Origin of the sequence: Halomonas sp. DP1Y21-3 (assembly GCF_019801245.1) — a bacterium.
In the GTDB taxonomy this organism is placed as follows: domain Bacteria; phylum Pseudomonadota; class Gammaproteobacteria; order Pseudomonadales; family Halomonadaceae; genus Halomonas; species Halomonas litopenaei.
This window is the reverse complement of sequence record NZ_JAHVJM010000003.1, coordinates 628,177-651,203: the sequence shown is the minus strand read 5'-3', so window position 1 is coordinate 651,203 and position 23,027 is coordinate 628,177. Positions and strand designations below refer to the sequence as shown.

23 protein-coding genes are annotated in these 23,027 nt (G+C 66.7%); 7 read left to right on the top strand and 16 right to left on the bottom strand.

Annotated features, from left to right (window positions below; translation table 11 throughout):
* The first annotated feature begins 450 nt into the window (after window positions 1-450).
* Genes KUV74_RS11555 through KUV74_RS11530 form a run of 6 tightly spaced genes read left to right on the top strand, consistent with a single transcriptional unit; the run spans window position 451 to window position 3,888 of the window.
* Window positions 451-705: a c-type cytochrome gene (locus tag KUV74_RS11555; RefSeq protein WP_231498585.1), complete on the top strand. Its 255-nt coding sequence runs from the start codon at window positions 451-453 to the stop codon at window positions 703-705.
* Window positions 702-2,027, top strand: a complete 1,326-nt coding sequence (locus tag KUV74_RS11550) for a cytochrome D1 domain-containing protein (protein WP_222516363.1) — start codon at window positions 702-704, stop codon at window positions 2,025-2,027. The genes KUV74_RS11555 and KUV74_RS11550 overlap by 4 nt, the downstream gene beginning before the upstream one ends.
* A gap of 16 nt (window positions 2,028-2,043) precedes the next feature.
* Window positions 2,044-2,514, top strand: a complete 471-nt coding sequence (locus tag KUV74_RS11545) for a hypothetical protein (RefSeq protein ID WP_222516362.1) — start codon at window positions 2,044-2,046, stop codon at window positions 2,512-2,514.
* A complete protein-coding gene (locus KUV74_RS11540) occupies window positions 2,511-3,119 on the top strand; it encodes a cytochrome c oxidase subunit 3 (protein WP_231498584.1) in 609 nt (202 codons plus the stop codon). Before KUV74_RS11545 ends, KUV74_RS11540 begins: the two co-directional genes overlap by 4 nt.
* A gap of 5 nt (window positions 3,120-3,124) precedes the next feature.
* On the top strand, window positions 3,125-3,544 hold the full coding sequence (locus tag KUV74_RS11535; protein WP_108132125.1) for a hypothetical protein: 420 nt from the start codon (window positions 3,125-3,127) through the stop codon (window positions 3,542-3,544).
* The gene (locus tag KUV74_RS11530) at window positions 3,541-3,888 is read left to right on the top strand and encodes a hypothetical protein (protein ID WP_108132124.1); all 348 of its coding nucleotides are present in this window, start codon (window positions 3,541-3,543) and stop codon (window positions 3,886-3,888) included. The genes KUV74_RS11535 and KUV74_RS11530 overlap by 4 nt, the downstream gene beginning before the upstream one ends.
* 39 nt (window positions 3,889-3,927) lie before the next feature.
* On the opposite strand, the gene KUV74_RS11525 is transcribed toward KUV74_RS11530, so the two are convergent.
* From KUV74_RS11525 to norR, 8 genes are all read right to left on the bottom strand, one after another.
* Entirely contained in the window at window positions 3,928-4,128 is a 201-nt protein-coding gene (locus tag KUV74_RS11525) for a hypothetical protein (RefSeq protein WP_108132212.1), read from the bottom strand.
* Window positions 4,129-4,133: 5 nt separating this feature from the next.
* A complete protein-coding gene (locus KUV74_RS11520; protein ID WP_222516361.1) occupies window positions 4,134-6,119 on the bottom strand; it encodes a nitric oxide reductase activation protein NorD in 1,986 nt (661 codons plus the stop codon).
* Window positions 6,120-6,127: 8 nt separating this feature from the next.
* Entirely contained in the window at window positions 6,128-6,955 is an 828-nt protein-coding gene (locus tag KUV74_RS11515) for a CbbQ/NirQ/NorQ/GpvN family protein (protein WP_261395332.1), read from the bottom strand.
* A 52-nt stretch (window positions 6,956-7,007) separates the two neighbouring features.
* On the bottom strand, window positions 7,008-8,348 hold the full coding sequence (locus KUV74_RS11510) for a cbb3-type cytochrome c oxidase subunit I (RefSeq protein ID WP_108132122.1): 1,341 nt from the start codon (window positions 8,346-8,348) through the stop codon (window positions 7,008-7,010).
* 82 nt (window positions 8,349-8,430) lie between these two features.
* On the bottom strand, window positions 8,431-8,883 hold the full coding sequence (locus KUV74_RS11505) for a c-type cytochrome (RefSeq protein ID WP_045993522.1): 453 nt from the start codon (window positions 8,881-8,883) through the stop codon (window positions 8,431-8,433).
* Window positions 8,884-9,169: 286 nt separating this feature from the next.
* Window positions 9,170-9,559, bottom strand: a complete 390-nt coding sequence (locus tag KUV74_RS11500) for a SirB2 family protein (RefSeq protein WP_222516360.1) — start codon at window positions 9,557-9,559, stop codon at window positions 9,170-9,172.
* 6 nt (window positions 9,560-9,565) lie between these two features.
* The gene (locus KUV74_RS11495) at window positions 9,566-10,750 is read right to left on the bottom strand and encodes an NnrS family protein (protein WP_222516359.1); all 1,185 of its coding nucleotides are present in this window, start codon (window positions 10,748-10,750) and stop codon (window positions 9,566-9,568) included.
* Between the two features lie 186 nt (window positions 10,751-10,936).
* On the bottom strand, window positions 10,937-12,526 hold the full coding sequence (gene norR / locus KUV74_RS11490; protein ID WP_222516358.1) for a nitric oxide reductase transcriptional regulator NorR: 1,590 nt from the start codon (window positions 12,524-12,526) through the stop codon (window positions 10,937-10,939).
* A 488-nt stretch (window positions 12,527-13,014) separates the two neighbouring features.
* Here norR and hmpA point away from each other — a divergent pair, with 488 nt between their 5' ends.
* Complete coding sequence (gene hmpA, locus KUV74_RS11485; protein ID WP_222516357.1) at window positions 13,015-14,199, top strand: NO-inducible flavohemoprotein; 1,185 nt, start codon at window positions 13,015-13,017, stop codon at window positions 14,197-14,199.
* A 104-nt stretch (window positions 14,200-14,303) separates the two neighbouring features.
* Here the strand turns inward: hmpA and KUV74_RS11480 are convergent, their stop codons facing one another.
* From KUV74_RS11480 to KUV74_RS11445, 8 genes are all read right to left on the bottom strand, one after another.
* Entirely contained in the window at window positions 14,304-15,818 is a 1,515-nt protein-coding gene (locus KUV74_RS11480; RefSeq protein ID WP_222516356.1) for a tripartite tricarboxylate transporter permease, read from the bottom strand.
* A 3-nt stretch (window positions 15,819-15,821) separates the two neighbouring features.
* Window positions 15,822-16,361 carry a tripartite tricarboxylate transporter TctB family protein gene (locus KUV74_RS11475; RefSeq protein WP_222516355.1) on the bottom strand — a complete coding sequence of 180 codons (540 nt, stop codon included), beginning with the start codon at window positions 16,359-16,361 and terminating at the stop codon, window positions 15,822-15,824.
* Between the two features lie 46 nt (window positions 16,362-16,407).
* Window positions 16,408-17,379 (bottom strand): Bug family tripartite tricarboxylate transporter substrate binding protein, encoded by a 972-nt coding sequence (locus tag KUV74_RS11470; RefSeq protein WP_197037090.1) that lies wholly within the window; start codon window positions 17,377-17,379, stop codon window positions 16,408-16,410.
* Window positions 17,380-17,796: 417 nt separating this feature from the next.
* Window positions 17,797-19,236 carry an amidase gene (locus KUV74_RS11465; RefSeq protein ID WP_222516354.1) on the bottom strand — a complete coding sequence of 480 codons (1,440 nt, stop codon included), beginning with the start codon at window positions 19,234-19,236 and terminating at the stop codon, window positions 17,797-17,799.
* The gene (locus KUV74_RS11460; RefSeq protein WP_222516353.1) at window positions 19,233-20,525 is read right to left on the bottom strand and encodes a Zn-dependent hydrolase; all 1,293 of its coding nucleotides are present in this window, start codon (window positions 20,523-20,525) and stop codon (window positions 19,233-19,235) included. Before KUV74_RS11460 ends, KUV74_RS11465 begins: the two co-directional genes overlap by 4 nt.
* Window positions 20,526-20,552: 27 nt before the next feature.
* Window positions 20,553-21,248 (bottom strand): ABC transporter ATP-binding protein, encoded by a 696-nt coding sequence (locus tag KUV74_RS11455; protein ID WP_108132114.1) that lies wholly within the window; start codon window positions 21,246-21,248, stop codon window positions 20,553-20,555.
* The gene (locus KUV74_RS11450; RefSeq protein ID WP_108132113.1) at window positions 21,248-22,000 is read right to left on the bottom strand and encodes an ABC transporter ATP-binding protein; all 753 of its coding nucleotides are present in this window, start codon (window positions 21,998-22,000) and stop codon (window positions 21,248-21,250) included. Before KUV74_RS11450 ends, KUV74_RS11455 begins: the two co-directional genes overlap by 1 nt.
* Complete coding sequence (locus KUV74_RS11445; protein WP_240184216.1) at window positions 21,993-23,027, bottom strand: branched-chain amino acid ABC transporter permease; 1,035 nt, start codon at window positions 23,025-23,027, stop codon at window positions 21,993-21,995. The genes KUV74_RS11450 and KUV74_RS11445 overlap by 8 nt, the downstream gene beginning before the upstream one ends.

Sequence of the window (23,027 nt, the reverse complement as noted above, 5' to 3'; positions counted from 1 at the left end):
CTTTCGGAGCTACCTCGAAAGGAGCATTTCAGTACTTTTTGATCAAGACGTTGACGCGCATCATCCAATGGCTCCAGCCGCTATCGACAGCAGGACGAAACTCGACTACTGCTTGCCACTTCAAGAAACACCAATACCTTCGGGATAAAACGACGACCCATATCAATAAACATTTTCGATGAATCAAGGACACTGTCGGGTCCTACAGGGACCTTCGCCGGGGGACACTTGTCGATGGCAACACCTATTTCCCAGCACCCTTTCAGGTGCCATGCGTGCTCAGTGCTTTTGCCACGATGGCGTGCCGCCCTCGCCTGCCTTCTGCTGATGGGAGCATGGGCTGCCGATACATCGGCGGCGCCAGCGCCCAGCGCCTCGGCGACACACAAGACCAGCGCCTCGGCGACGCAAACGACCAGCGCTTCAGCGACAGGTTCGAACGGCGCAGCAGTGGACCCGGAGGCGCTCGGCAACCTGCTCCTCCAGGACTGCGGTTCCTGTCACGGCATGACCCTCAAGGGGGGGCTCGGCCCTGCTCTCACCCAGGAGCGTCTGGCGGTCTACGACGTCGACACCCTGACCACCATCATCCTCGAAGGCCTGCCCGGCACCGCCATGCCGCCCTGGCGCGATCTGCTGAGCGCCGAAGAGGCCCGCTGGATCGCCGAGACGCTCAAGCACACCGACGCTCAGGAGCTCCCATGAGGCACCGTTCTGCATTGCCCCATCCCCCCGCCGCCAAGGGTCTTCGGCGCTTTCACGCCCCGGGCTTCGTGCTTGGCCTGGCACTGGCCTGCGGCCTGATCGCCTGGGGCCAGAGCCCGCACGGCTCAGCCGCCGTTGCCCACAGCACCGACGCCGGCACGCCGGAGGCTAGCTGCGCCAACCTCGCCACCGGCGGACTCGGGGTCGTGGTCGAACGCGCCGATGGCCGCCTGGCTCTGGTCGACCGCCGCCAGCATCGCGTGATCACTCGTGTCGAGGGACTGGGCGATCTGTCCCACGCTTCGGTGAAGTTCTCCAGCGACGAGCGCTTCGCCTATGTGTTCGGCCGCGACGGCGGTCTGACCAAGGTGGATCTGGTGTGCGCCACCATCGACAAGAGAGTGCTGCAGTCCGGCAACAGCATCGGCGGGGCCATCTCCCAGGACGGCCGCATCATCGCGGTGGCCAACTACGAGCCGGGCGGCGTGAAGCTGTTCGACGCCGACAGCCTTGAGCTGTTGGCCGAGGTACCGGCGCGCTACACCCAAGATGACGGCAGTCAGGCGCTGTCCAAGGTGGTCGGCCTGGTCGACGCCCCAGGCAACCGCTTCGTCTACAGCCTGTGGGACGCCGATGAGATCCAGGTGCTCGACGCCTCGACGCTCATCGCGGACGAACAAGGTGCCAGCGAGCTCCCCGCCATCACCCGCTTTTCCGATATCGGCGAGAAACCCTACGACGCCCTGATCGATCCCATCGGGCGCTTCTACGTGGCCGGCCTGTTCGGCGAGGACCACCTGGCGCGCCTGGATCTGTGGCATCCCGAGAACGGGGTCGAGCCGGTCCTGTCCGGCTATCGCCAGGGCGACGACAAGCTGCCGGTGTACAAGATGCCCCACCTGGAGGGCTGGACCATCGCCAACGACCACGCCTGGTGGCCGGCGGTGGGTCGCCACGAGGTGCTGATGGCGAACCTCGACGACTGGCGCCTGGAGCGACGGATTGCGGTGCACGGGCAGCCGGTGTTCGTGATGAGCCGGCCGGACCAGCGCCAGCTGTGGGTCAACTTCGCCCACCCCGACAACGATGTGGTCCAGGTCATCGACAGTGAAAGCGGCGAGATCATCCGCACCCTGACCCCCGGCCAGGCGGTACTGCACATGGAGTTCAGCCCGCGCGGCGAGGAGGTCTGGATCTCGGCGCGGGACTCCGACCAGGTGGTGGTCTACGACACCGCCACCTTCGAGCGCCTGGCGACCCTGGAGGCCGAGTCGCCCAGTGGCATCTTCTTCACCGATCGAGCCCATCGCATCGGCCTGTAGGCCGCGGGAGAACGCCATGCACCCTGCTTCGCTGGAAACTCGCCAGTCGCAATCACAACAGAATGCCGTCGTCACGACGCCTACCGGGCAGCGCAAGGTGCTGCTGCTCTACGCCCTGATGCTGGGCAGCGTCATGGCGGTGGTGACCGCCCCGCTCAGTGCGCTTGTCGCTCATCTTTGGCTGGCCATCAGAAGACCCACCGATGCGGTGCTGGTGAGCCACCTGCGCTTTCAGCTTGCGACCTTCTGGTACGGCGTGCTGGCCGGGGCGATCGGCCTTGGCCTGTGGGGGCTGATCGGCCACATCGACCTGCCGGGCCTCACCGGCTGGGCCTACGGCTATCTGGGCTTCACCCTGGCGCTCATCTGGATGGTGGGACGCTGCGCCCTGGGTATCCGCCGGCTGTTGCACCACCTGCCCGTCCCGCGCCCCCTGTCCCCGCTGCTGGGTGGCTGCCGCGTGCGCTTTACGGACGCCGACCGGTGAACCTCGATCGCGGCGCTTGCGAGCTGCCGGGCTCTGGCTTGCCCAATCCTGGCTGGGGGCCGCTGTCGGGGCTGCCGGGCAACCCGCTGATCTGGGTGCTGATCATCAGTGAGCTGCTGGTGTTTGCCGCCTTCTTTGGCGTCTTTGCCTGGCAGCGGGTACTCGACCCCGAGGGCTTTCTCGCCGGGCAACGCCATCTCGAGCCGCTGCTTGGCGGCCTCAATACCCTGGTGCTGCTCACCAGTGGCCTTGCCGCGGCGATGGCGGTCACGCAGTCCCAGTGTCCACCCCACGCCCTGCGCGAGCGCCGGATACGCCAGTGGCTGGCGCTGGCCGCGGTGCTGGGCGTGGCCTTCTGTCTGATCAAGGCCGTCGAGTATCACCTCGAGTTCTTCACCGGCCCACTGCCGGACAGCGGCAACTTCTTCACCTTCTACATCGGCCTGACCGGCTTCCACGCCGCCCACGTCATCTTTGGCCTGTGCCTGCTGGGCGTCGCGATATGGCGCCCGCGAGCGGACACCGTGGAGACCGTCTGCGCTTTCTGGCACATGGTCGATCTGATCTGGGTACTGCTGTATCCCCTGCTCTATCTGGTGCGGTGACGACAATGCATGACACGGATACTCAGCGCAGACGCCTGTGGCGCACCTGGGCCCTGTTGATGGGCATGACCCTCATCGCCATGGCCAGCGGCGCGCTGCATCGCGGCCCGCTGGCGCTCTGGGCCCTGGCGCTGGTGCTCGTTGCCAGCCTGGTCAAGGCGCAACAGATTCTCTCCATCTACCTCAACCTGCGTATTGCCCCCGCCTCCTGGCGAGGGGGACTCTTGGTACTGGTCGGGGTGATGGGGCTTGGGCTGGCGGCTGCTGGACTGCTGCCTCGCTGGATCGAGGCTCCTGGTGCGACCTCCGGTGCGACCGCCATCCCGGTCTCGATCCACAGCACCACAACGAATAACACCACTGATCGACGCAGCGATAGACACACTGAACGACACAACGAACGACAGGCACAGGAGCCCAGATGAACAAGGCCGTGGAAATCGACATGACCTTCGAGGAAGACCCCGGCGAGACCATTCGCCTGGTGGCGGTGGTCAACGACCGAGGCGACCTGACCTCGACTCAGGTCTACGGCTTCGCCCGCGACCGCGCGGAAGAGGAACTGGTGACCTACCCCTTCGTGCTGGATCGAGCGGGCGATGATCACTACCAGATCCGCTGGGGCTACGGTGACTGCACCGAGAGTGCGCTGAACTTCTCATCCCCCGCCGTGGCCCTTGGCCAGCGCGTCTATCGCGTCGACACCTACCGCACCGGCAGCGCCCGTTTCTGCTACGAGATCACCGGCATCAACGACCTGGTGCGCTGAGCTGCTAGCGACTGACGGCCACCAACGGCGAGCGACCACTCAGCCCCGCAGCGCCCAGCGTTCGAGCCGGCGCCAGAGCCGCAGGGTGAGCCAGACCGCAAGGGGCACCAGCGCCATCAACACGATGCCCCAGTCACGGTGATGGATCAGCCAGGCCAGCGGCGTGAACAGTATCAGCGCCGCAAGGCCGGCGGTGGCGAGCGCCAGCCGCTGGCGCCAGCGAGTCTGTGACGAAGACATGACGTTCATTGGGCCACCAGCTGTCGGTAGATGCCCGGCAGCGCCAGGGCGAGATGCTCCGGGCGTGGCACGATGGCGTAGCCTCCTCGACCGAAGATGCGACCGAGATAGCGACTGGCCTCGCGATCGATGGTCACCCCGAATACCCGCACGTCTTCTCGCGCCGCCTCGCGCACCGCGTGGCGGGTGTCCTCGATGGCGTAGCGCCCCTCGTAGTAGTCGGTGTCGTTGGGCTTGCCGTCGGTCAGCACCAGCAGCAGCCGATGTCTTCTGGGGTGTTGGCCCAGCTCCCTGGCCAGGTGGCGAATGGCCGGTCCCATGCGGGTGTAATGCCCCGGCGTCAGCGCCGAAATGCGTCGTTCCACCCGCTCGCCCATGGCCTCGTCGAAGGCCTTCAACTGCCTGACCCAGACCCGATGCCGACGCTGGGAGGTAAAGCTGTGGATGCTGACGTCGTCACCGCAGCCGGCGATGCCGTGGCCCAGTACCATCAGCGCTTCCTGGGCCACGTCGAGCACGCGGCGACTTTCCAGCCAGGCATCGGTGGACAGCGACACGTCGATCAGGATGGACACCGCCAGATCACGCCCCTGGGGCCTGGCGTCGACGAACAGGCGGTCGCTGGCCTGACCGCCGGCGGCCAGGTCGCAGCGACTGCGGACCAGGGCGTCCAGGTCCAGCTCGTCACCGTCCGCCTGGCCCCGCAGCCACTCTCGCCGAGGCCGCAGGGCCTCGAACTGGCGGCGCACCCGGCGTACCCGCCGCGTCGCCGCCTCGTCGCCCTGCCAGGGCTCGCCCTCCTCGATGGCAGGTTCGGCGATCACCCGGCAGTGGGCCGGCAACAGCCGGCTCTTGCGGTAGTTCCACTCAGGATAGAGGTGCTCGACGCTGGAACCAGCGGCCAGCGACTCGCCACAGGCGGCGTCGGGCGCCAGGTCCAGCGACATCTTCAGCCGTGAGGCGGCGCGTCGCCGGTTGCGGCTCAAGGTGATCTCGTCGATCTGGTCGGCCGCCTCGCGCGCGGCGTCTTCCTCCTCGTCATCCAGGTGGCGGTTGACGTTAACCATCTCCGCCCAGGACAGCATCTTTTCCGAGGCATTGAGCATCAGCGGGTCGTCCCGCTCGGCCTGATCCTGGTAGCGGCGCTCGGCCTTGCGCCGGGCACCTTCCACCTCGGCGGCCTGGGGCGGAGCCGTCTCTTCGTCCTCGTCATCCTCATCGGTCGACCTCGAGACGCACTCGAGCGTCGACGCATCGCCCCACAGCGGCACCGGCAGAAAGGGCCGATACCCCCGTGGCGCGCGCACCGTCGGGTGCCCTTGGTCATCCGCCGCCTGCAGCCAGGCCCACCACTGGCACGCGTCGCCTTCGGGACTGTCTTGCGCCTGGGCCTCGCTATCGAAGGATCGGTCATCGCCCAACAGACGCCGGACCAGTGTCTCTACCGCAGCTTCTTGCGGAGGCAGGCCGCGGCGCCGAGGACGCACGGCGAGCAGCGCCTGGCACAGCCGGGCATGGCGCCGGACGAAGCCCGGGTAGCGCGCAAGCGTCACCTCGGTTGAGCGCCGGGCCTCGGCCAGGCGCACCCGATCCTGTTCGAGTGGATCGTCGCAGCGCGCCACCGGACGGCGCTCGGCCAGCGACATGGCCAGCCAGCGATATAGATCGCGATTGAGCTCAACCTCAGGCAGCAGCGCCAGTCGCTGCGGCAGCAGCAGGTGCTCGTCGTCACGCCGCGAGACCTCCAGCGCCTCCTCGTCGAAGCCCAGGCGCTGACGCAGTGACAGGCGATGGCGCGAGGCGCGCTTGCCGATCGCATCCAGGGTGACGCCGGGGTCTCCGCCGCTGGCGCGAAACAGCACCCCCAGCGAGCGCGACACCTCCTCGAGGGTCACCGCCGCCTCGGGATATTCAGGATAACTGGCGGCACGTGACGCCCAGCGGTGCCAGTGACGCCCGACGAACTCCTCGACCTCGAGAAACTCCAGCATGGTGGTGGCTATCCGAAGGTGGCGGTAACGACGTCCTCGATGCCCTTGAGCACGTCGGGATCGTCACTGAGAGGCTCGAGCAGGGCCGCCCGGGCGGCGTCGAGCACCGGCATGCCGGCCTGGATCAGGCTGGCGCAGTAGATCAACAGGCGAGTGGACACCCCCTCTTCCAGGTCCTGGCCCTTCATCGCCCGCAGGCGTGCGGCCAGGTTGACCAGGGCCTCGCAGCGCCCACGCGAAAGGCCGCTTTCATGGGCGACGATGTCGACCTCTGTGTCGGCATCGGGGAAGTCCAGCGAGATCGCCACGAAGCGCTGGCGGGTGCTCGGCTTCAAGGTCTTGAGAATGTGCTGATAGCCAGGGTTGTAGGACACCACCAGCATGAAGTCGTCCGGCGCTTCGAGTCGCTCGCCGGTACGTTCCAGCGGCAGCAGACGACGATCGTCGGTCAGCGGGTGCAGTACCACGGTCACGTCCTTGCGCGCCTCCACCACCTCGTCGAGGTAGCAGATGCCGCCTTCGCGCACGGCCCGGGTCAGGGGGCCGTCGGACCAGGCGGTGTCACCGCCCTTCAACAGATAGCGTCCGGTCAGATCGGAGGCGGTCAGGTCGTCGTGGCAGGCCACGGTGTGCAACGGCAGTCCGAGACGTGCCGCCATATGGCGCACGAAACGGGTCTTGCCGCAGCCCGTCGGCCCCTTCAGCAGCAGCGGCAGACGCTGGCGGAAGGCGTGCTCGAACAGCGCGACCTCCTGGCCGGTCGGCTGGTAGAAGGGAATGTCGTCACGCACAGGGTCCTGGTGCAAGGCGCACCGAGACAGGGTTGCTTGGGTCATGAACAGGGTCCTCGAGACCATCGAGGCCGCCTGACGGCGGCCTCGATCGGGTTCAGCTGGCGGACATCGCCGGCTGGCCAGAGGCCGACCGACGGGCCGGACCGAACAGCGCGTAGAGCAGCAGCACCGCGCCCACCGTCACCGCGATGCCGGTGCCCAGACGCATGGTGTAGAACAGGCCGAGCTGGTCCTGCACCTCCATGTAGTTCATCCCCAGCACCCGCTGCAGATGGGTCTGCACCGCACCGGCGAAGGTCAGGGTGAAGGTCATGAAGCACATGGCCGAGGTCAGGATCCAGAAGCCCCACATGTTGAGCACCTGGTTGAACGGCTGGCTCCGACGCAGCTGCGGCATGGCGTAGGTGATCACGCCGAGGATCAGCATCACGTAGGCACCGTAGAACGCCAGGTGGCCATGGGCGGCGGTGACCTGGGTGCCGTGGGAGTAGTAGTTGATGAACGACAGGGTGTGCATGAAGCCCCACACGCCGGCGCCAAAGAAGGCGACCGTCGGGCAGCCCATGGTCCACAGCATCGCGGCCTTGTTGGGGTGGTTGCGCGACCCCTTCCAGAACATCACGAAGGCGAACACCACCATGGCGAAGAACGGAATCACCTCAAGGGTAGAGAAGATGCTGCCGATGGCCTGCCAGTAGCCCGGCGTACCGATCCAGTAGTAGTGGTGGCCGGTGCCCAGCAGTCCGGAGAACAGCGACAGGCCGACGATGACGTAGAGCCACTTCTCGATCACTTCGCGGTCGACACCGGACATCTTGATCAGCAGATAGCCGAGCAGCGACGCCATGATCAGCTCCCACACGCCTTCCACCCAGAGGTGCACGACCCACCACCAGTAGACCTTGTCTACCGCCAGGTTGCCGGGATTGTAGAAGGCAAACAGCCAGAACACCGCCGCCAGCCACAGGCCCAGCATCAGCACCAGGTTGATGGTGGTCTTGCGGCCCTTGAGCAGGGTCATGCTGGTGTTGTAGAGGAAGATCAGGAAGGACACCGTGATCAGCACCTTGACGAAGAAGGGCTGCTCGAGGAATTCACGTCCCTCGTGGATGCCAAGCTGATAGCACACCAGGGCGGCGACCCCGGCCACCACAAAGATGCCCAGCTGCAGATAGGCCAGCATCGGGCTATGAATCTCCCGTTCGGCCTCTTCCGGCATCAGGTAGTAGGTGCAGCCCATGAAGCCGATCAATAGCCACACGATCAGCAGATTGGTATGGCTGACGCGGATAATGTTGAACGGCATCAACTGGGCCAGGAAGTCTGGAAAGACGTAGACCAGCGCCGCCATGATGCCAAACACCAGCTGAAGGGCAAAAAGCCCCATCGCCACCAGGAAGAAGGCGTAGGCCACCTTCTGTGTTTCATATTTCATTTTTCATGTTCCTCCACGGTTTCCCCTCACGCGACGGGTACGCCATTGCGATCTTGTCGATATGTCACGCGAACCTACCGACCTATCCCGATACGTGGGGCGGCCAGTTCTGATCATCGATAGCGTCGGTCCACTCGAGGAAATCGATCAGCGAGGTCATTTCCTCGTCGCTCAGATCGAACTGCGGCATCTTGCGCCGACCGGGTACGGCCAGCGGCTGAGCGCGCATCCAGGCCGCCAGTCCCGCCCTTGCCGCCTCGGGGTTTTCGCGCCCGTGATAGCGGGTCCAGACATTGGACAGTTCAGGCGCAAAATAGGCCCCCTCACCCATGATGCTGTGACAGTTGATACACATGTTCTTTTCCCACACATGCTTGCCTTCGCGTACCGAATCGGTCAGCGGAAGTGCGCTGGTGGACTCCGTCACGATGTACCAGTGACTGTGAGCAGTCAGCGCTACAAAGATCAGGAAAAAGAACAGTGAGCCCCCGTAGAAGATGTTGCGTGCTGCGGATTTTGTCAGACCCTCGGCCATGACCACGTCTCCTCATTGTTTGGCCCATGGTGCCGGAGAGTCAGACCTCCCTGGCCCCGTTGACCATTGTATTGAGGAGCGCTCTTCTATACCTGAGTTAAACACTCGGAATATGACATGCATCACCAAAATTCTTGATTGATTCGCCCCATCAACCACTTAAACAGTCGCCTGAACTATCGGCGACAAACGATGAAATTGACGAGACAAGATGACGACAATGTCGCCGCTGTCAGGAGAAAAAATCAACGCCATTGAGGTAAATCAATGCATTGCAATAAAGAGGCTATCCCAGCCAGGACAGGACGCTGTGTCGGTGTGCGGCGCCAAGCATATAGACGAAGATCAGCAGCGCCAGGCAGGCCGACAGCGCCCGCGTTCGAACGCTGGCTGCTCGCCGTATCGCCAGTGTGCCGAAGCCGATGTAGGCCAGCAGGGCGGTCAGCTTGGCCGCCAGCCATGGCGTCTGGTGAGGCCACTGGGTGGTGAGCACCATCAGCGACAGCCCCGCCGCCAGCAGCAGGGTATCGAGCAGATGGGGCAGCACACGCACCCAGGGGCGCTTTAGCCAGGAAGAGCTGGTCACTGACCACAGCGCGCGCAGGGCAAAGAGGGCACCGCTGACCAGCGCCAGCGACACATGCAGGGACTTGAGGGTGAGGTAGAGCGGTAACATCTGAGCCTAGCCGTCCTGACCGTCGACACGCGGACTGCCGAGAATCGGCACATAGTGGGCCAGAAAGATGGCGTAGCCGAGACACCACAGGAGGATGCTCAGGCTGTAGACCCAGTGGGTGACCGAGGGCCACAGCGCCAGCACCAGCGAGCGCGACAGTCCCGCCGCCACCAGCAGGCCCAGAGCCACGCCGATGCCCGGCAGGCAGCGCATGGGGCGGCCGGTATGGCCCAGCGACACCCGCGACATCATCGACAGCATCATGGTGCCCATGGCACCCACGGTGATGGCGTGGACACCCAGCTCAGCCCGGCCGACGCCCCACAGTCCCAGGGCCCACAGCAAAAGCCCCAGCGGCACGAAGGCGTAGCTCAGGTGAAGGCTCCACAGCAGGGGTTCACGTCCGGTGGCGCGGCCTTGCCAGCGTATCAGGCGCAGCGGGTGGGCCAGCGTCGCCACCAGCAGCGCCAGCGCCAGTACGCTGTCGGGCAGACCGCCACCCAGGGTGCGTGTGAGCTGCAGCACCACCGCCAGCGCCAGGCTGCCGAGCGCCAGCCCCTCGAGCCAGGGCAGCGCCGGGCGGCGCTTCAGGCCCAGCCGGTTGGCGGTGAACATCGGGATCACCCGACCGCCCAGCACCCCCATGATCAGCGTTACCAGCAGCACCGCCAGGTAGGACGACTGGCGCACCAGCTCAGGGTCACCCTGGAGCACGCCCAGATGGCTGCCCAGGTTGGCACCGGCGAGGATCGCCAGCACCGGCACGAAGATCAGGTTGCGCCAGCGCTTTGCCCGGATCACCATCACCGCCATCACGGCGCAGACGATCAGCAGAAAGCCGACGTCCAGGGCCATCACCAGCGCCTGTGGCAAGACGGGAAAGGCCAGCCCCAGCCTGGCCGCCAGCCACAGTGCGACGAGCCCCAGCAGCGGGGCGCCATGCAGCCCCCTGAGGCCGGTCCAGGTCTGCACCGCGGTCAGCAAGAACCCCGACACCACCGCCCCCACCACCCCGAACAGCATCTCGTGCTGGTGCCACCACAGCATGCCCGCCCGGGGCGACAGCACGAAGATGCCGTGCCAGAAAGCGAGCCACACCAGCAGGGCCACCACGCTGAAGGCCGCCGCCAGCAGGAAGAAGGGACGAAAGGCGAGGCGCGCAAGAGGCAGACGAGCGGCGACGGATGACATGGCGAGTACCTGAGTAATTCACTTGGTCTTGTGAAGTCTGGCCCGCTTTGGACAACATCACCATGATGCACATCAAAGGCACTGCCGATGCCGCAAACCTGACTCACCCTGGCAAGCCCTGCATCCCCCAACCCAGCCCCAACCCCGCGACAGCCTCGCACGCCCTTGGCGATGACCAGGACAGAATCAGGCCTTTAGCCCCAGCCGCCGCGCCAGGCGATGCAGATTGCCGGGGTCCAGCCCCAGCCGGCGAGCCGCCCCAGCCCAGTTGCCTTCAGTGTCCAGAGCCTGCCGGATGCGCTCGCGCTGAAAGGCCTCGGTGGCCTCCCGCAGCGAGGGCTCTCGATCCAGCGCCTCGCCCGCTGGCCGATCGGCCGGCGACACGGCGCTTCGGGACGTGTCGCCTTGCGCAGCGGGCGCGCCAGTGACCCGGGCTGTCGCTGGCGCCAGCCCCAGGTGCTCGACCTCGATGCGTACGCTACGGCGGCGAGCATCGGGCGTCCCGAGCACGTCCACCGAGGCCAATGCCAGCAGCGAGGCACGTGCCAGTAGTGACTCCAGCTCACGTACGTTGCCGGGCCAGTGCCAGGCCGCCAGCGACACCCGCGCGGCCTCGCTCAGGCGCAGGTTGCCGACGCCGAGACGCACCCGGTTCTGCTCCAGGAAGTGTCCGACCAGCAGCGCCAGGTCCTCGGGACGCTGGCGCAGCGGGGGTACCTCCAGCGGAAAGGCGCTGAGCCGGTGATAGAGATCCTCGCGAAAGCGCCCCTGGGCGACCTCCAGGGCAAGATCCCGGTTGGTCACCGCGACCACCCGAACGTCGACATGCTGGAGCCGATCGCTGCCCAGCGGCTGGACCTCGCCTTCCTGCAGCACCCGCAACAGCTTCGGCTGCAGCTCCAGCGGCAGCTCGCCTACCTCGTCCAGCACCAGGGTGCCGCCGTCGGCCATCTGGAAGTGCCCGCGATGGTCGCTGGTTGCCCCGGAGAACGCGCCGCGCCGATGGCCGAACAGGGCGCTCTCGATCAGCGAGGCCGGCAGCGCGGCGCAGTTCACCACCACCAGTGGCCCATCGGCACGTCGCGAGCCGTGATGGAGGGCATGGGCGATGCGCTCCTTGCCGACGCCGGTCTCGCCCAGCACCAGCACGCTCATGTCGGTGGCGGCGACCAGTTCCACCGAGGCCATCAGCTTGCGCATGGCGCCACTGCGCCAGCCGGTCAGCCGACGCGGTAACTGGCCGTGGTCATCGCGCTGCAGGGCGAGCTGCAGGCGGGCGCCGTCCAGACGCCGGGACAGCCGCAGGCAGGTGCCCAGCAACTCGGCCGCCGCCAGCAGGCCCTGGTCATCCAGCTCGGCCAGCGCCCCCGGGGTCAGGGCGTCCAGGGTGACTATGCCGATCAGCTCATCGCCGTCGCGCAACGCCACCCCCAGGCAGTCATGGACAGGACTAAGACCGTCATCCAGCAGCCCGTCGTAGGGATCAGGAAGGGGCGAGTCCGCGGCAAAGCGGCAGACCCCCGGCGCCTCGGCGATGGCGGCGAGGCGAGGATGCTCGCCCAAGGCGAAGGTCCTGCCGGCCACGCCCTCGGGCAGGCCGATGGTAGCCACCGGCCTGAGGCCGGAGCCCTGCGCCACCAGCAGCGCGCTGGCATCCGCCGCGGTGGGGGCCACCAGTGATTCGAGCACGCCCTGCCAGGCCTCGGCGAGCTCGGGGCCCTGCTCATCGCCCAGGCGCTGCAGCAGGGCACGCAGGCGTCGTAGAAAGCTGACCACCTAGAATGTCCTTTTGACTATCAATAGTGTCAAAACGATAGCACTTGTAGTGTCAGATCGACATGCAACCTCGATCTCATTCGCAAGAGTTACCACTGTCCTGGGCGAATACCGGGACAGAATCGGGTCGCAAACGTGGCCGGGAACCGCGCCAGAAAAAAGGAGCCGGGTAGCGTGACCAGCGCTCTTGGCAAGCGCCCTGTGGATCCACACTGCCCGCTCATTACCCGCTCTGGGTCACCCGCACTGTGGCAAGTTGGCGCACCTCAAGCGAAGCGGCATATCGCTTGCTCCATACAGGGTACAGAAAGGCAACGAGCGATACGCCCGGACCCCGTGGAAGCACCGAAGGTGTCGAGGCATATCAACCGATGCTCTGTTCACAAGCCATAGAGCAAAGTAAGCCCAAACGAGCCAGGCCTCCGACGCGGTGAAGGTTTTTTGCCACAGTGGGAGCGCGCTGCGCCATATCCCTGACAGGAGACGCCATGACCACCGCTGCCCAAGACGCCATCATCGATGCCACCGCCCCTCTGGTCGCCGAACACCTCGACGCCATCACCGCCCGTTTCTATCCGCTGATGTTCGAGCGCTACCCGGAGGTCAAGGCGGTGTTCAACCAGGCCCATCAGGCCGACGGTGGCCAGCCGAAGGCGCTGGCGCGAGGGGTGCTGGCCTATGTCGGCCTGCGCCGCCAGCCCCAGGAGGTCATCGACTCGATGCAGACGGTGATCAGCAAGCACGTCTCGCTGGGTATCCAGCCCGAGCAGTACCCCATCGTCGGCGAATGCCTGATGGCCGCCATCGGCGAGGTGCTGGGCGAGGTGGTGACGCCGGAGATCGCCGACGCCTGGGCGGCCCTGTACAACGACCTGGCCGCGCTGTTGATCGCTGCCGAAGCCGAGCGCTACCAGGCCTTCGCCGAGCGCCCCGGCGGCTGGCGTGGTCTGCGCGAGTTCCGTGTCGCCCAGATCCAGCGCGAGTGCGAGGTGATTCGCTCCTTCACCCTGGAGCCGGTCGACGGCCAGCCGGTGGCCGACGCCGAGCCCGGCCAGTACATCGGCCTGCGTCTGGCGGTGGACGAGGCAATCGTGCATCGCCACTACAGCCTGTCCGGCAGCCCCAACGGCCGTAGCTATCGTATCTCGGTGAAACAGGAGCCGGGCGGTCTGGTCAGCAACTTCCTGCATCAGCAGATGCGCGTCGGCGACACCCTGGAACTGCTGCCCCCCGCCGGTGAGCTGACCCTGGACGATGGCGACGCGCCGGTGATGCTGATCAGCGGCGGCGTCGGCCAGACCCCGATGCTGCCGCTGGCACGCCAGGCCCTGGCCCAGGGACGCCGGGTCTGCTACATCCACGCGGCCCGGAACATCGACCACCACGCCTTCCGTGGTGAGGTCGACGCCCTTGCCCAGGAGTATCCGCAGCTGCTGACCCGGGTCTGCGCCTACGAGGAAGGCGACGGCGGCGACATCAAGGGCCGCCTCGAGCGTGAGCTGCTGGCCCGCCTGCTGCCCGGCGGCGACGCCCAGTGCTACTTCGTCGGCCCGCCGCCCTTCATGAGCGCCATCGACAGTCATCTGGCAGAACTGGGTATCCCCGAGCAGCGCCGTCACTACGAGCACTTCGGTCCCTCGCGTCCGCTTGAACCTACCAAGAGCGCCGCCTGACAAGCACGTCTGACCGTCGCGTTCCACTCAGCCCACCACGACAAGGCCGCGCCCGAGGGCGCGGCCTTGTCGTGTCTCCCAGCCATCACTCACCAACCTGAGTTTCAGGCGTGCTGTCGCGCCTCGGGCTTTCTCACCACCATGAAGTAGTAGAACACCCCGGTCAGCGCCAGAAAGAACAGGCTGTCAGGACTGGTGAGGAAGATCAGCGGGTTGCCGTCGGACAGCGACAGCGAGCGTCGGCAGTATTCCTCCAGGCTCGGGCCGAGCACGAAGCCGAGCAGCAGGCAGGCCACCGGATAGCCCTGACGCCGCAGCAGGAAGGCGAGCACCCCGAACACCAGCGCCAGTCCCATCTGGAAGATCGAGTAGGTAGCCACGTAGCAGCCGACCAGCGCGATCACCGCGATGCTGGCGTAGAGCACATCGCGGCGGATCGAGACGATGCGCACGAACCAGGGCCCCAGCACGTAGAGCGTCAGCGGCACCATCACCAGGGCCGCCACCAGCAGCGCCATGAACATCGGTGCCACCAGCGCAAGCTGGCTGTCGAGGAACTGTGGCCCGGGCTGCAGACCGTTGATCACCAGCACGCCCAGCACGATGGCGGTGGTGGGATCGCCGGGAATGCCGAACGACAGCATCGGCACGAAGGCGCCGCTGCACATGGCGTTGTTGGCGCCCTCCGCCGCCGCGATGCCCTCCACCGCCCCCTTGCCGTACTTCTCCGGGTGGCGTGAGCTGCGCATGGACTCGGCGTAGGCGACAAAGGCCGCCATGGAGCCTCCGGCGCCCGGCAGCACGCCGACGCTGTAGCCGATGATGGCGGTCTTGACGTAGCGATAGACGCCGATTTCACGCACCTCGCTCCAGGGCGGAATAAAGTCCCGACGGCGAATGACGCTGGCCTTGATGGCGTCGACCTCGACGGTGCGCGAGGCGCGGTTCTGCGACTGCACCAGCAGCTCACTGACGGCGAAGGCGCCGATGACCAGTGGCATGATGTCGATGCCCTGCATCAGCACGCCGGTGCCGAAGGTGAAGCGGGTGACCGGCTGCATCACATCGATACCGACGGTGGCCACCATCACCCCCAGGGTGGTGGCGACCAGGCCCTTGGAGATGGCCCCACGCTGGGAGATGACGATCACGATCAGGGCGAAGGCGATCAGCGAGAACTTGCCCGGCGTGCGAATCAGCAGCGCCGCCTCGGTGGCCAGCGGCGCCATCACCATCAGCATGATGGCGCCCAGGGCACCGCCGATCATCGACGCCAGGGCGGCGTGGCCAAGCGCCTTGGCGCCCTCGCCCCGCTGCTGCATGGGGTAGCCCTCGATGGCGGTCATCATCGAGGCCGGGGCACCGGGAATATTGATGGTGGTGGCGGTGATGCTGCCACTGCACATGCCGGCCATGAAGATGGCGGCGCAGGCGACCAGCGCCGCGGTGATGTCGAGGCTGTAGGTCAACGGCAACAGCAGGGCGATGGCCAGCATCGAGGTAAGCCCCGGCACGGCGCCAAAGAAGGTGCCGATCAGGTAGCCGCCGATCAGGTAGGGCAGGATGTCGGGCTGCATCAGCACGGCAAGGCCCTTGGAGAGTTCGATCAGATAGTCCATGGGTCAGATCCAGGGCGTCGGCAGGCGAACCTGGAACACCAGCTCGAAGAGCCCGTATCCCAGCAGGGTGATCACGCCGGCCACCAGCGCCTTGAACGCCAGCGCCTGCGGCGAGGGCCGCCCGGTGGCGAAGGCCAGCGTCATGCTGAAGGCGTAGAGGAAGGTGGCGATGAAGTAGCCAAGGTGGGCAAACAGGGCGATATAGACGGCGGTGAGCAGGGTGACCGCCACCGGCCCCCGCCACGCCGCCACCTTTGCATCGCCACGGTTGTCGCCGCCCTCGTCGCTTTCCCCGGCGCCGGCCTCATCACCTGCCTCGCCACTGGCCGCCTCGCGTCGATCGGCGAGGATCACGCCACCCAGCGCCAGCAGCATGACCACGGCGAGCGCCACCGGGAAGAAGGAGGCGGTCAGGGCCCCGTTGTTGATGGGCGGCGCGATCTTGAACGCCTCGAGCAGATAGATCAGGGTCAGGGCCAACAGGCAGACGACGACACCTGTCGGCCCCGTCAGCCAGGTCCCCAGGCGGGAGAGCGATTTCATCGGGAGTCCTCCGGAAAAGAGCCGCCACCGCGGTGGCGGCGCGGGCTTACTGGCCGATCAGGCCGGCTTCCTTCAGCTCGTCCATGCGCGCGAACAGCTCACCCTGGGTCTGTTCGGCCCAGTCCTCGACCTCATCGGTGCCCAGCCAGTTGGGGGTGACACCGACGTCGACCAGCCAGTTCTGGAATTCCTCGCTGTCGTAGGCCTGCTGATAGGCCGCCTCGAGGGCCGTCACGGCGTCGTCCGGCGTATTGGCAGGCGCCGCCAGGATCACGAAACTGCCCATCTGGATGTCGTAGCCCAGCTCGGTTGCCGGGGGCACGTCGGGGAAGCTCTCGCTCTGGACGTCGGTGAACTCCACCAGGCCACGGGCGTCACCCGCCGAGATCAGCGATTCGAAGTCACCGAGGCTGGTCAGCGCCAGGTCCACCTCGCCGTTGAGCAGAGCCTCCTTCTGGGGCGCCGCGCCACCGGGATAGGAGACGATCTTGAACTCCACCTCGGCCTGATCCTGCAACTGCAGCAGCGTCAGGTGGGTCCGCGAGCCCATGTTCTGGATACCGGCGCGGATCTCCCCCGGCGCGGCCTTGGCCGCCTCGATCAATGCCTCGAGGCTATCGAAGCGCGAATCCTCCGGCACCACGACGGCGTCCGGCTCGCTGGTGATCCGCGCGATCAGATCCAGCTTGTCGATATCGTAGCCGGCCAGCATTCCCTGCCACGGGATGGTGACGACGCTGTCGTAGGTCAACGCGATCAGGGTGTAGCCATCGGGGCGCGCGCCCAGCGCCTGCACCAGGCCGTTGGCACTCATGCCGCCTTCGATGTTCTCGACGTAGACGGTGCCCCCCAGCGGCTCCTCGGCCAGGTTGGAGATCTTGCGCACGATACCGTCGGTACCGCCGCCGGCGCCCCAGGGCACGATCATGCGAACGTCGCGCTCCGGATAGTCCGCCGCGACCGAGGCACTGACGACCAGCGCCAGGCCACCCAGGGTCATGCTCATCGACTTGCGCATCTCTTCCACTCCTTGCCACCGTCAGGGCAGTGCTTGTTGTTGGCTTGCGGGGACGGCCGACGCAAGGCGGTGTGGCCGTTCCTGTGGGGACTGCTGCTCTTGTGGTTGCTGCTCTTGTGACGACTACTTCGGCTTTTGCACTTAAGGTATTACATAATACAAAGCATTCGTGTACCCAAGATAGCCAGAGCATGACGACGGCGAAATGCGACTTTAGTGAGGGATATCCGTCTGTCGGCGCGGCCCCGGGCGCCACAAGAAGGCGCTTCATCAACTGGGCGCCACAAGACGGCGCGGCATGAATCGGGCGCCATGAAAAACGACAGGGGAGCCGATCGGCCCCGCTGTCGTTTGCGGTCGACTCTCTATCACCCTCGCCGCATCGTCCGCTGTATCCGCCTTGAAGGACGGAGCGCTTTAACCGAGCCCCGGCGGGTTCAGCCGAGGCAGGCGCGCCTGCAGCAGCGCGGCCGCCTGCATGACCCTGTCATCGCGGAACTTCGGCCCCACCAGATGCAGCCCCACCGGCAGGCCCTGGTCGTCCAGCCCACAGGGCAGCGACGCCGCCGGCTGCTGGGTCAGGTTGAATGGATAGGTGAAGGGGGTCCAGTCCATCCATTCCCGGTAGGGGCCCCGCGGCGGCACATTATGCCCGGCCTCGAAGGGCGAGATCGGCATCGTCGGGGTCACCAGCAGATCGAAGCGCCGATGAAAGTCGGCCATGCAAGCGGTCAGCTCGGCGCGCCGGCGGCGGGCGTCGAGATACTCGGCCAGGGGAATATCGGCGCCGCGACGGGCGATCTCGAGAAAGCCGGGGTCCAGCAGCGCCTGCTGCTGTGGCGACAGCCTCGAAAGCGCCTGGGAGGCGCCGGAGAACCACAGCGTATTGAAGGTGTCGATGGGATCCTCGAAGCCCGGGTCGAGGCGCTCGACCCGAGCCCCCAGCGCCTCGAGTTCACTGGCGGCCTGCTCCACCCGGGCGCGGATATCCGGCGCCACCTGAACGTAGCCCAGATCCAGGCTCAGCGCGACGCGCCAGCCACGCAGGTCCTGCGGCGGCGGCGCGCGCCAGTCGATGGGACAGGGGCCGCCAAGGTAGCCGTCGCGAGCGTCCGGCTGCGCCAGCAGGCTCATCATCAGGGCGCTGTCCTCGACACTGCGGGTCATCGGTCCCAGATGCGACAGGGTGCTCATGGCGCTGGCCGGCCACTGGGGCACCCAGCCGAAGGTCGGCTTGATACCGAAGGTGCCGGTGAAGCTGCAGGGGATGCGGATGGAACCGCCGGCGTCGCTGCCCTGGTGCAGCATGCCGAGGTTGAGCGCCGCCGCCGCCCCGGCGCCCCCGGAGGAGCCCCCCGGGGTCAGCGCAGGATTCCAGGGATTGCGGGCGATGCCGTGGAGCGGATTGTCGGTCACCCCCTTCCAGCCAAACTCCGGCGACAGGGTCTTGCCGACGATGATCGCTCCGGCCTGGCGCAGAAAGCCGCTGACCGGGGCGTCCACCTCCATCGCGGCGTCCGGGTCGCTGGTGCGCGAGCCCATGCGGGTCGGCATGCCACGGGTCAGCGTCAAATCCTTGATGGTGACCGGGATGCCATCCAGCGGGCCGCATGGCGTGCCCTCGCGCCAGCGCCGGGTGGAGGCCTCGGCGGCACGCAGCGCCTCGTCGCCGGCGACATGGGCGAAGGCGTTGACCCTTGGGTTGTCCCGGGCGATCCGCGCAAGGCAGTCCTCGATCACCTGGCTCGGGGTCAATCGCCGCTGACGAAAGGCCTCGAGCGCCTGGCAGGCGCCCAGCTCGGCCAGGGCCGGCTCGTCGCTGGCCTGACGCCCAGGGGGGAGCGTTGCCTGACTCATCGCTGCCCTCCCTCGGCCCGAGCGGCAACGCCGGCGCTGTCCAGCACCGCGTGGAGCAGCACGTTGCAGCCGGCGTGCAGGTCCTCCGGCGTGGCGTACTCGATCTCGTTGTGACTGATGCCACCTTCACAGGGCACGAAGATCATCGCAGTGGGCGCCACCCGGCCAAGGAAGATGGCGTCGTGACCGGCACCACTGACGATGTCCATGTGCGACAGGCCATGGGCCTCGGCGCCGGCACGCACCGCCTTGACGCAGGTCTCGTCGAAGGCCTCCGGCGGGAAGTCCGCGGTGGGCGTGAGCTCCGCCCGCAGACCGTGGCGCTGGCTGACCTCGGCCACCACCTCGGCGAGCCGGGCGGCCATGTCCTCGAGGGCGTCCGATTCCAGATGCCGCAGGTCGACGGTCATCCGCACCTGGCCGGGAATCACATTGCGCGAGCCCGGGTGGGGCGTCAGTACGCCGACGGTGCCGCGCCCGTGGGGCGCCGCCTCGTTGGCCATGCGGTTGACCGCCAGGGTGATCTCGGCGGCGCCGACCAGGGCGTCCTTGCGCAGGTGCATGGGAGTGGGGCCTGCGTGGGCCTCGACGCCGGTCAGGGTGACATCGAACCACTTCTGCCCCAGCGCGCCGATCACCACGCCCAGGGTGGTGGCGGTATCCTCGAGCAGCGGCCCCTGCTCGATATGGGCCTCGAAGTAGGCCTTCACCTCGTCGAGGTCCACACGGTCGCTGCCGCGATAGCCGATGGCGTCCAGCGCCTCGCCGACACTGACCCCTTGGTCGTCGCAGCGGGCCAGCATCTCATCGAGGCCAAGCTCGCCGGTGAACACCCCGGAGCCCATCATGCAGGGCGGAAAACGGCAGCCTTCCTCGTTGGTCCAGGCCACCACCTCGACCGGGGCCCGGGTGGTGATGGCGTGCTGGTTGAGGGTGCGGATGACCTCGAGCCCGGCCAGCACGCCGAAGCAACCGTCGTACTTGCCGCCGGTGGGCTGAGTGTCGATATGACTGCCGGTCATCACCGCCGGCATGCCGGGCTCGCTGCCCGCCCGTCGGGCGAAGATGTTGCCGATGGCGTCGATGCGGATCTGGCAGCCCTCGGCCCGGCACCAGTCGATGAACAGGTCACGGGCCTGACAGTCGAGTTCGGTCAGCGCCTGGCGATTGACGCCCCCCTTGGGGGTCGCGCCCAGCTCGGCCAGGGTCATCAAGGATTGCCACAGGCGCTCGCCGTCGCTCTTGAGCACGGCGCCGGCAGCCTCGGATGGGGTCACGGAAACGGTCATGGGTATCGTCCTTGCAAAAGAGTGGTCTCAGGCGCTCAGGGCCAGGTAGCGATCACGCACGCCGGGATCGTCACGGAAGTCGTCGGCGCTGCCGGTGTAGACGATCTGGCCCTGCTCGAGGATGTAGTGGCGGTCGGCCACCGCCTCGCAGACCCGCAGGTTCTGCTCGACCAGCAGCACCGACAGGCCCTCCTCGCGGATCGCCTTCAATATCTTGACGATCTCGTCGACGATGACCGGGGCCAGGCCCTCGGTGGGCTCGTCGAGCAGCAGGATCCGCGGGTCGTTGAGCAGCGCCCGGGCGATCGCCAGCATCTGCTGCTCGCCCCCGGACAGGGCGTTGCCGCGGTTGCGGCGGCGCTCCTCGAGGCGCGGAAACCAGCGATAGATGTCGGCCATCTGCCAGCGACTGCCGGCGCGTACCGCGATCTGCAGGTTTTCCTCCACGCTGAGGATGCTGAAGATGCCGCGGTGCTCCGGCACCAGCGCCACGCCCTGGCGGGCGATGCGAAACGGCGGCTGGCCAAGCAGCGACTGACCGTTGAGCTCGATGCTGCCGGCGGGAGTGTCGACCAGCCCCATGATGCTCTTCAGGGTGGTGGTCTTGCCGGCACCGTTACGCCCCAGCAGGGTCACCAGCTCGCCCTCGCCCACCGTCAAAGAGACGCCTTCGAGCACATGGCTCTTGCCGTAGTAGCTGTGGATATCCTTGATCTCGAGCATCAGGCGGCCTCCCCCAGATAGGCGTCACGCACGCGGGCATCACTGCGCACGGTCTCGGGGTCGCCCTCGACCAGCACCTGCCCGCGGTTCATCACGGTGATGGTGTCGCTGATCGACATCACGATGCTCATGTTGTGCTCGATCAGCAGGATGCTGTGGTCCTTGCCCAGCTCGCCAATCAGCGAGGTCATGCTGGGGATATCGTCGATGCCCATGCCCGAGGTGGGCTCGTCCAGCAGCAGCAGCTTGGGCCGCGGGCAGATCGCCATGCCCACCTCGAGGATGCGCTGCTGGCCGTGGGACAGCTCCCCTGCCGCCACCCCGGCGCGCTCGGCAAGACCGATGCGCTCAAGGATCTCGTCGGCCCGAGCCAGGTGCTCGCGGCGCTTGTTCAGGCGTTGCCAGAAGTTGAGCGCACGCCAGCCGTCGATGCCCTGGGCGGCCAGGCGCAGGTTTTCGTGGACGCTGAGCTCCTGGAACAGGCTGGTGACCTGGAAGGAGCGCGACATGCCCAGGCCGACCCGGCCGTGGGGCGGCTCCCTGGTAATCTCGCGGCCATCGAGCAGGATGCGCCCGGCGGTGGGCCGACGCTCACCGGTGAGGCAATGGAACAGGCTGGTCTTGCCGGCGCCGTTGGGTCCGATCACGGTATGGATGCTGCCGCGGGCGATACGCAGGCTGACTCCGTCCACCGCCCGAAAGGCACCGTAGGCCAAGGCCAGGTCGCGGGTTTCCAGCAGTACGTCAGTCATGGCTGGCCTCCTTGTGCGGTTCGGCGTGGTTGCCACGGCGTCGCTCCAGCAGGCTCGACAGCCCGCCCCACAGACCGCCGCGCATGAAGATCACCACCGCGATCAGCGCCACGCCCAGCAGCAGCATCCAGCGCGGCCAGATCGACGACAGCAGGTCGCCCAGCAGCACGATGGCGCCGGCGCCCAGCAGCGAACCGAACAGCGAGCCGGTCCCGCCGATGATGGTCATGATCAGGATCTGCTCGGACATCAACAGCTCGATATTCGACAGCGGCACAAAGTTCAGCAGCATGCCGTAGAGCGCCCCGGCCAGGGCGGTGATGCCGCCGGACAGCACGAACACCATGATCTTGAACAGGCGGGTGTCGTAGCCCAGCGCCGAGGCGCGCTGCTCGTTTTCGCGGATCGCCAGCAGGGTGCTGCCGAACGGCGAGTCGGTGATGCGCCGGGCCACCACGTAGATCAGTGCGAACAGCGTGGCCACCAGGGCATAGAAGGCCAGCGGCGAGGCGAAGCTGATCAGGGTCGTCTCGCCCACCGCCAGCGGCGGGCGCGGCACGTCGAGCAGGCCATTGTCGCCACCGGTCCAGTCGCTCAGGGTGTAGGCCAGGAAGTAGGCCATCTGGGTCAGCGCCAGGGTCAGCATCACGAAGTAGATGCCCTTGCGCCGGATGCACAGCATGCCCACGCCGAGTGCCAGCACACAGCCTGACACCACGGCGATCAGCAGCGCGCCGATCAGTCCCGCGTCGAGATGGATCATCGCCAGGGCGCTGATGTAGGCACCGGCGCCGAAGAAGATCGCCTGGCCGAAGGACAGAAGTCCGGTGAAGCCAAGCAGCAGATTGCAGGCCAGTGCGGCCATGGCGAAGATCAGGATCTCGGTGGCCAGGGTGGCGGAGGGCAGCACCAGCGGCAGCAGCACCATCACCGCCAGCATCGCCAGGGTGGTGCCGGCGCCGAGACGCCCCTTGAAGCGGCGCCGGCCCGGGTTGGCAGCGGCGGTATCGAGTGTCTTGGTCATCAT

Bases quoted from the DNA above. Each gene is read 5' to 3' on its own strand.
- KUV74_RS11550 (WP_222516363.1), top strand. From the start codon at position 702: ATGAGGCACCGTTCTGCATTGCCCCATCCCCCCGCCGCCAAGGGTCTT.
- KUV74_RS11545 (WP_222516362.1), top strand. From the start codon at position 2,044: ATGCACCCTGCTTCGCTGGAAACTCGCCAGTCGCAATCACAACAGAAT.
- KUV74_RS11535 (WP_108132125.1), top strand. From the start codon at position 3,125: ATGCATGACACGGATACTCAGCGCAGACGCCTGTGGCGCACCTGGGCC.
- KUV74_RS11530 (WP_108132124.1), top strand. From the start codon at position 3,541: ATGAACAAGGCCGTGGAAATCGACATGACCTTCGAGGAAGACCCCGGC.
- KUV74_RS11525 (WP_108132212.1), bottom strand. From the start codon at position 4,128: ATGTCTTCGTCACAGACTCGCTGGCGCCAGCGGCTGGCGCTCGCCACC.
- KUV74_RS11520 (WP_222516361.1), bottom strand. From the start codon at position 6,119: ATGCTGGAGTTTCTCGAGGTCGAGGAGTTCGTCGGGCGTCACTGGCAC.
- KUV74_RS11515 (WP_261395332.1), bottom strand. From the start codon at position 6,955: ATGACCCAAGCAACCCTGTCTCGGTGCGCCTTGCACCAGGACCCTGTG.
- KUV74_RS11510 (WP_108132122.1), bottom strand. From the start codon at position 8,348: ATGAAATATGAAACACAGAAGGTGGCCTACGCCTTCTTCCTGGTGGCG.
- KUV74_RS11505 (WP_045993522.1), bottom strand. From the start codon at position 8,883: ATGGCCGAGGGTCTGACAAAATCCGCAGCACGCAACATCTTCTACGGG.
- KUV74_RS11500 (WP_222516360.1), bottom strand. From the start codon at position 9,559: ATGTTACCGCTCTACCTCACCCTCAAGTCCCTGCATGTGTCGCTGGCG.
- KUV74_RS11495 (WP_222516359.1), bottom strand. From the start codon at position 10,750: ATGTCATCCGTCGCCGCTCGTCTGCCTCTTGCGCGCCTCGCCTTTCGT.
- hmpA (WP_222516357.1), top strand. From the start codon at position 13,015: ATGACCACCGCTGCCCAAGACGCCATCATCGATGCCACCGCCCCTCTG.
- KUV74_RS11480 (WP_222516356.1), bottom strand. From the start codon at position 15,818: ATGGACTATCTGATCGAACTCTCCAAGGGCCTTGCCGTGCTGATGCAG.
- KUV74_RS11475 (WP_222516355.1), bottom strand. From the start codon at position 16,361: ATGAAATCGCTCTCCCGCCTGGGGACCTGGCTGACGGGGCCGACAGGT.
- KUV74_RS11470 (WP_197037090.1), bottom strand. From the start codon at position 17,379: ATGCGCAAGTCGATGAGCATGACCCTGGGTGGCCTGGCGCTGGTCGTC.
- KUV74_RS11465 (WP_222516354.1), bottom strand. From the start codon at position 19,236: ATGAGTCAGGCAACGCTCCCCCCTGGGCGTCAGGCCAGCGACGAGCCG.
- KUV74_RS11460 (WP_222516353.1), bottom strand. From the start codon at position 20,525: ATGACCGTTTCCGTGACCCCATCCGAGGCTGCCGGCGCCGTGCTCAAG.
- KUV74_RS11455 (WP_108132114.1), bottom strand. From the start codon at position 21,248: ATGCTCGAGATCAAGGATATCCACAGCTACTACGGCAAGAGCCATGTG.
- KUV74_RS11450 (WP_108132113.1), bottom strand. From the start codon at position 22,000: ATGACTGACGTACTGCTGGAAACCCGCGACCTGGCCTTGGCCTACGGT.
- KUV74_RS11445 (WP_240184216.1), bottom strand. From the start codon at position 23,027: ATGATGACCAAGACACTCGATACCGCCGCTGCCAACCCGGGCCGGCGC.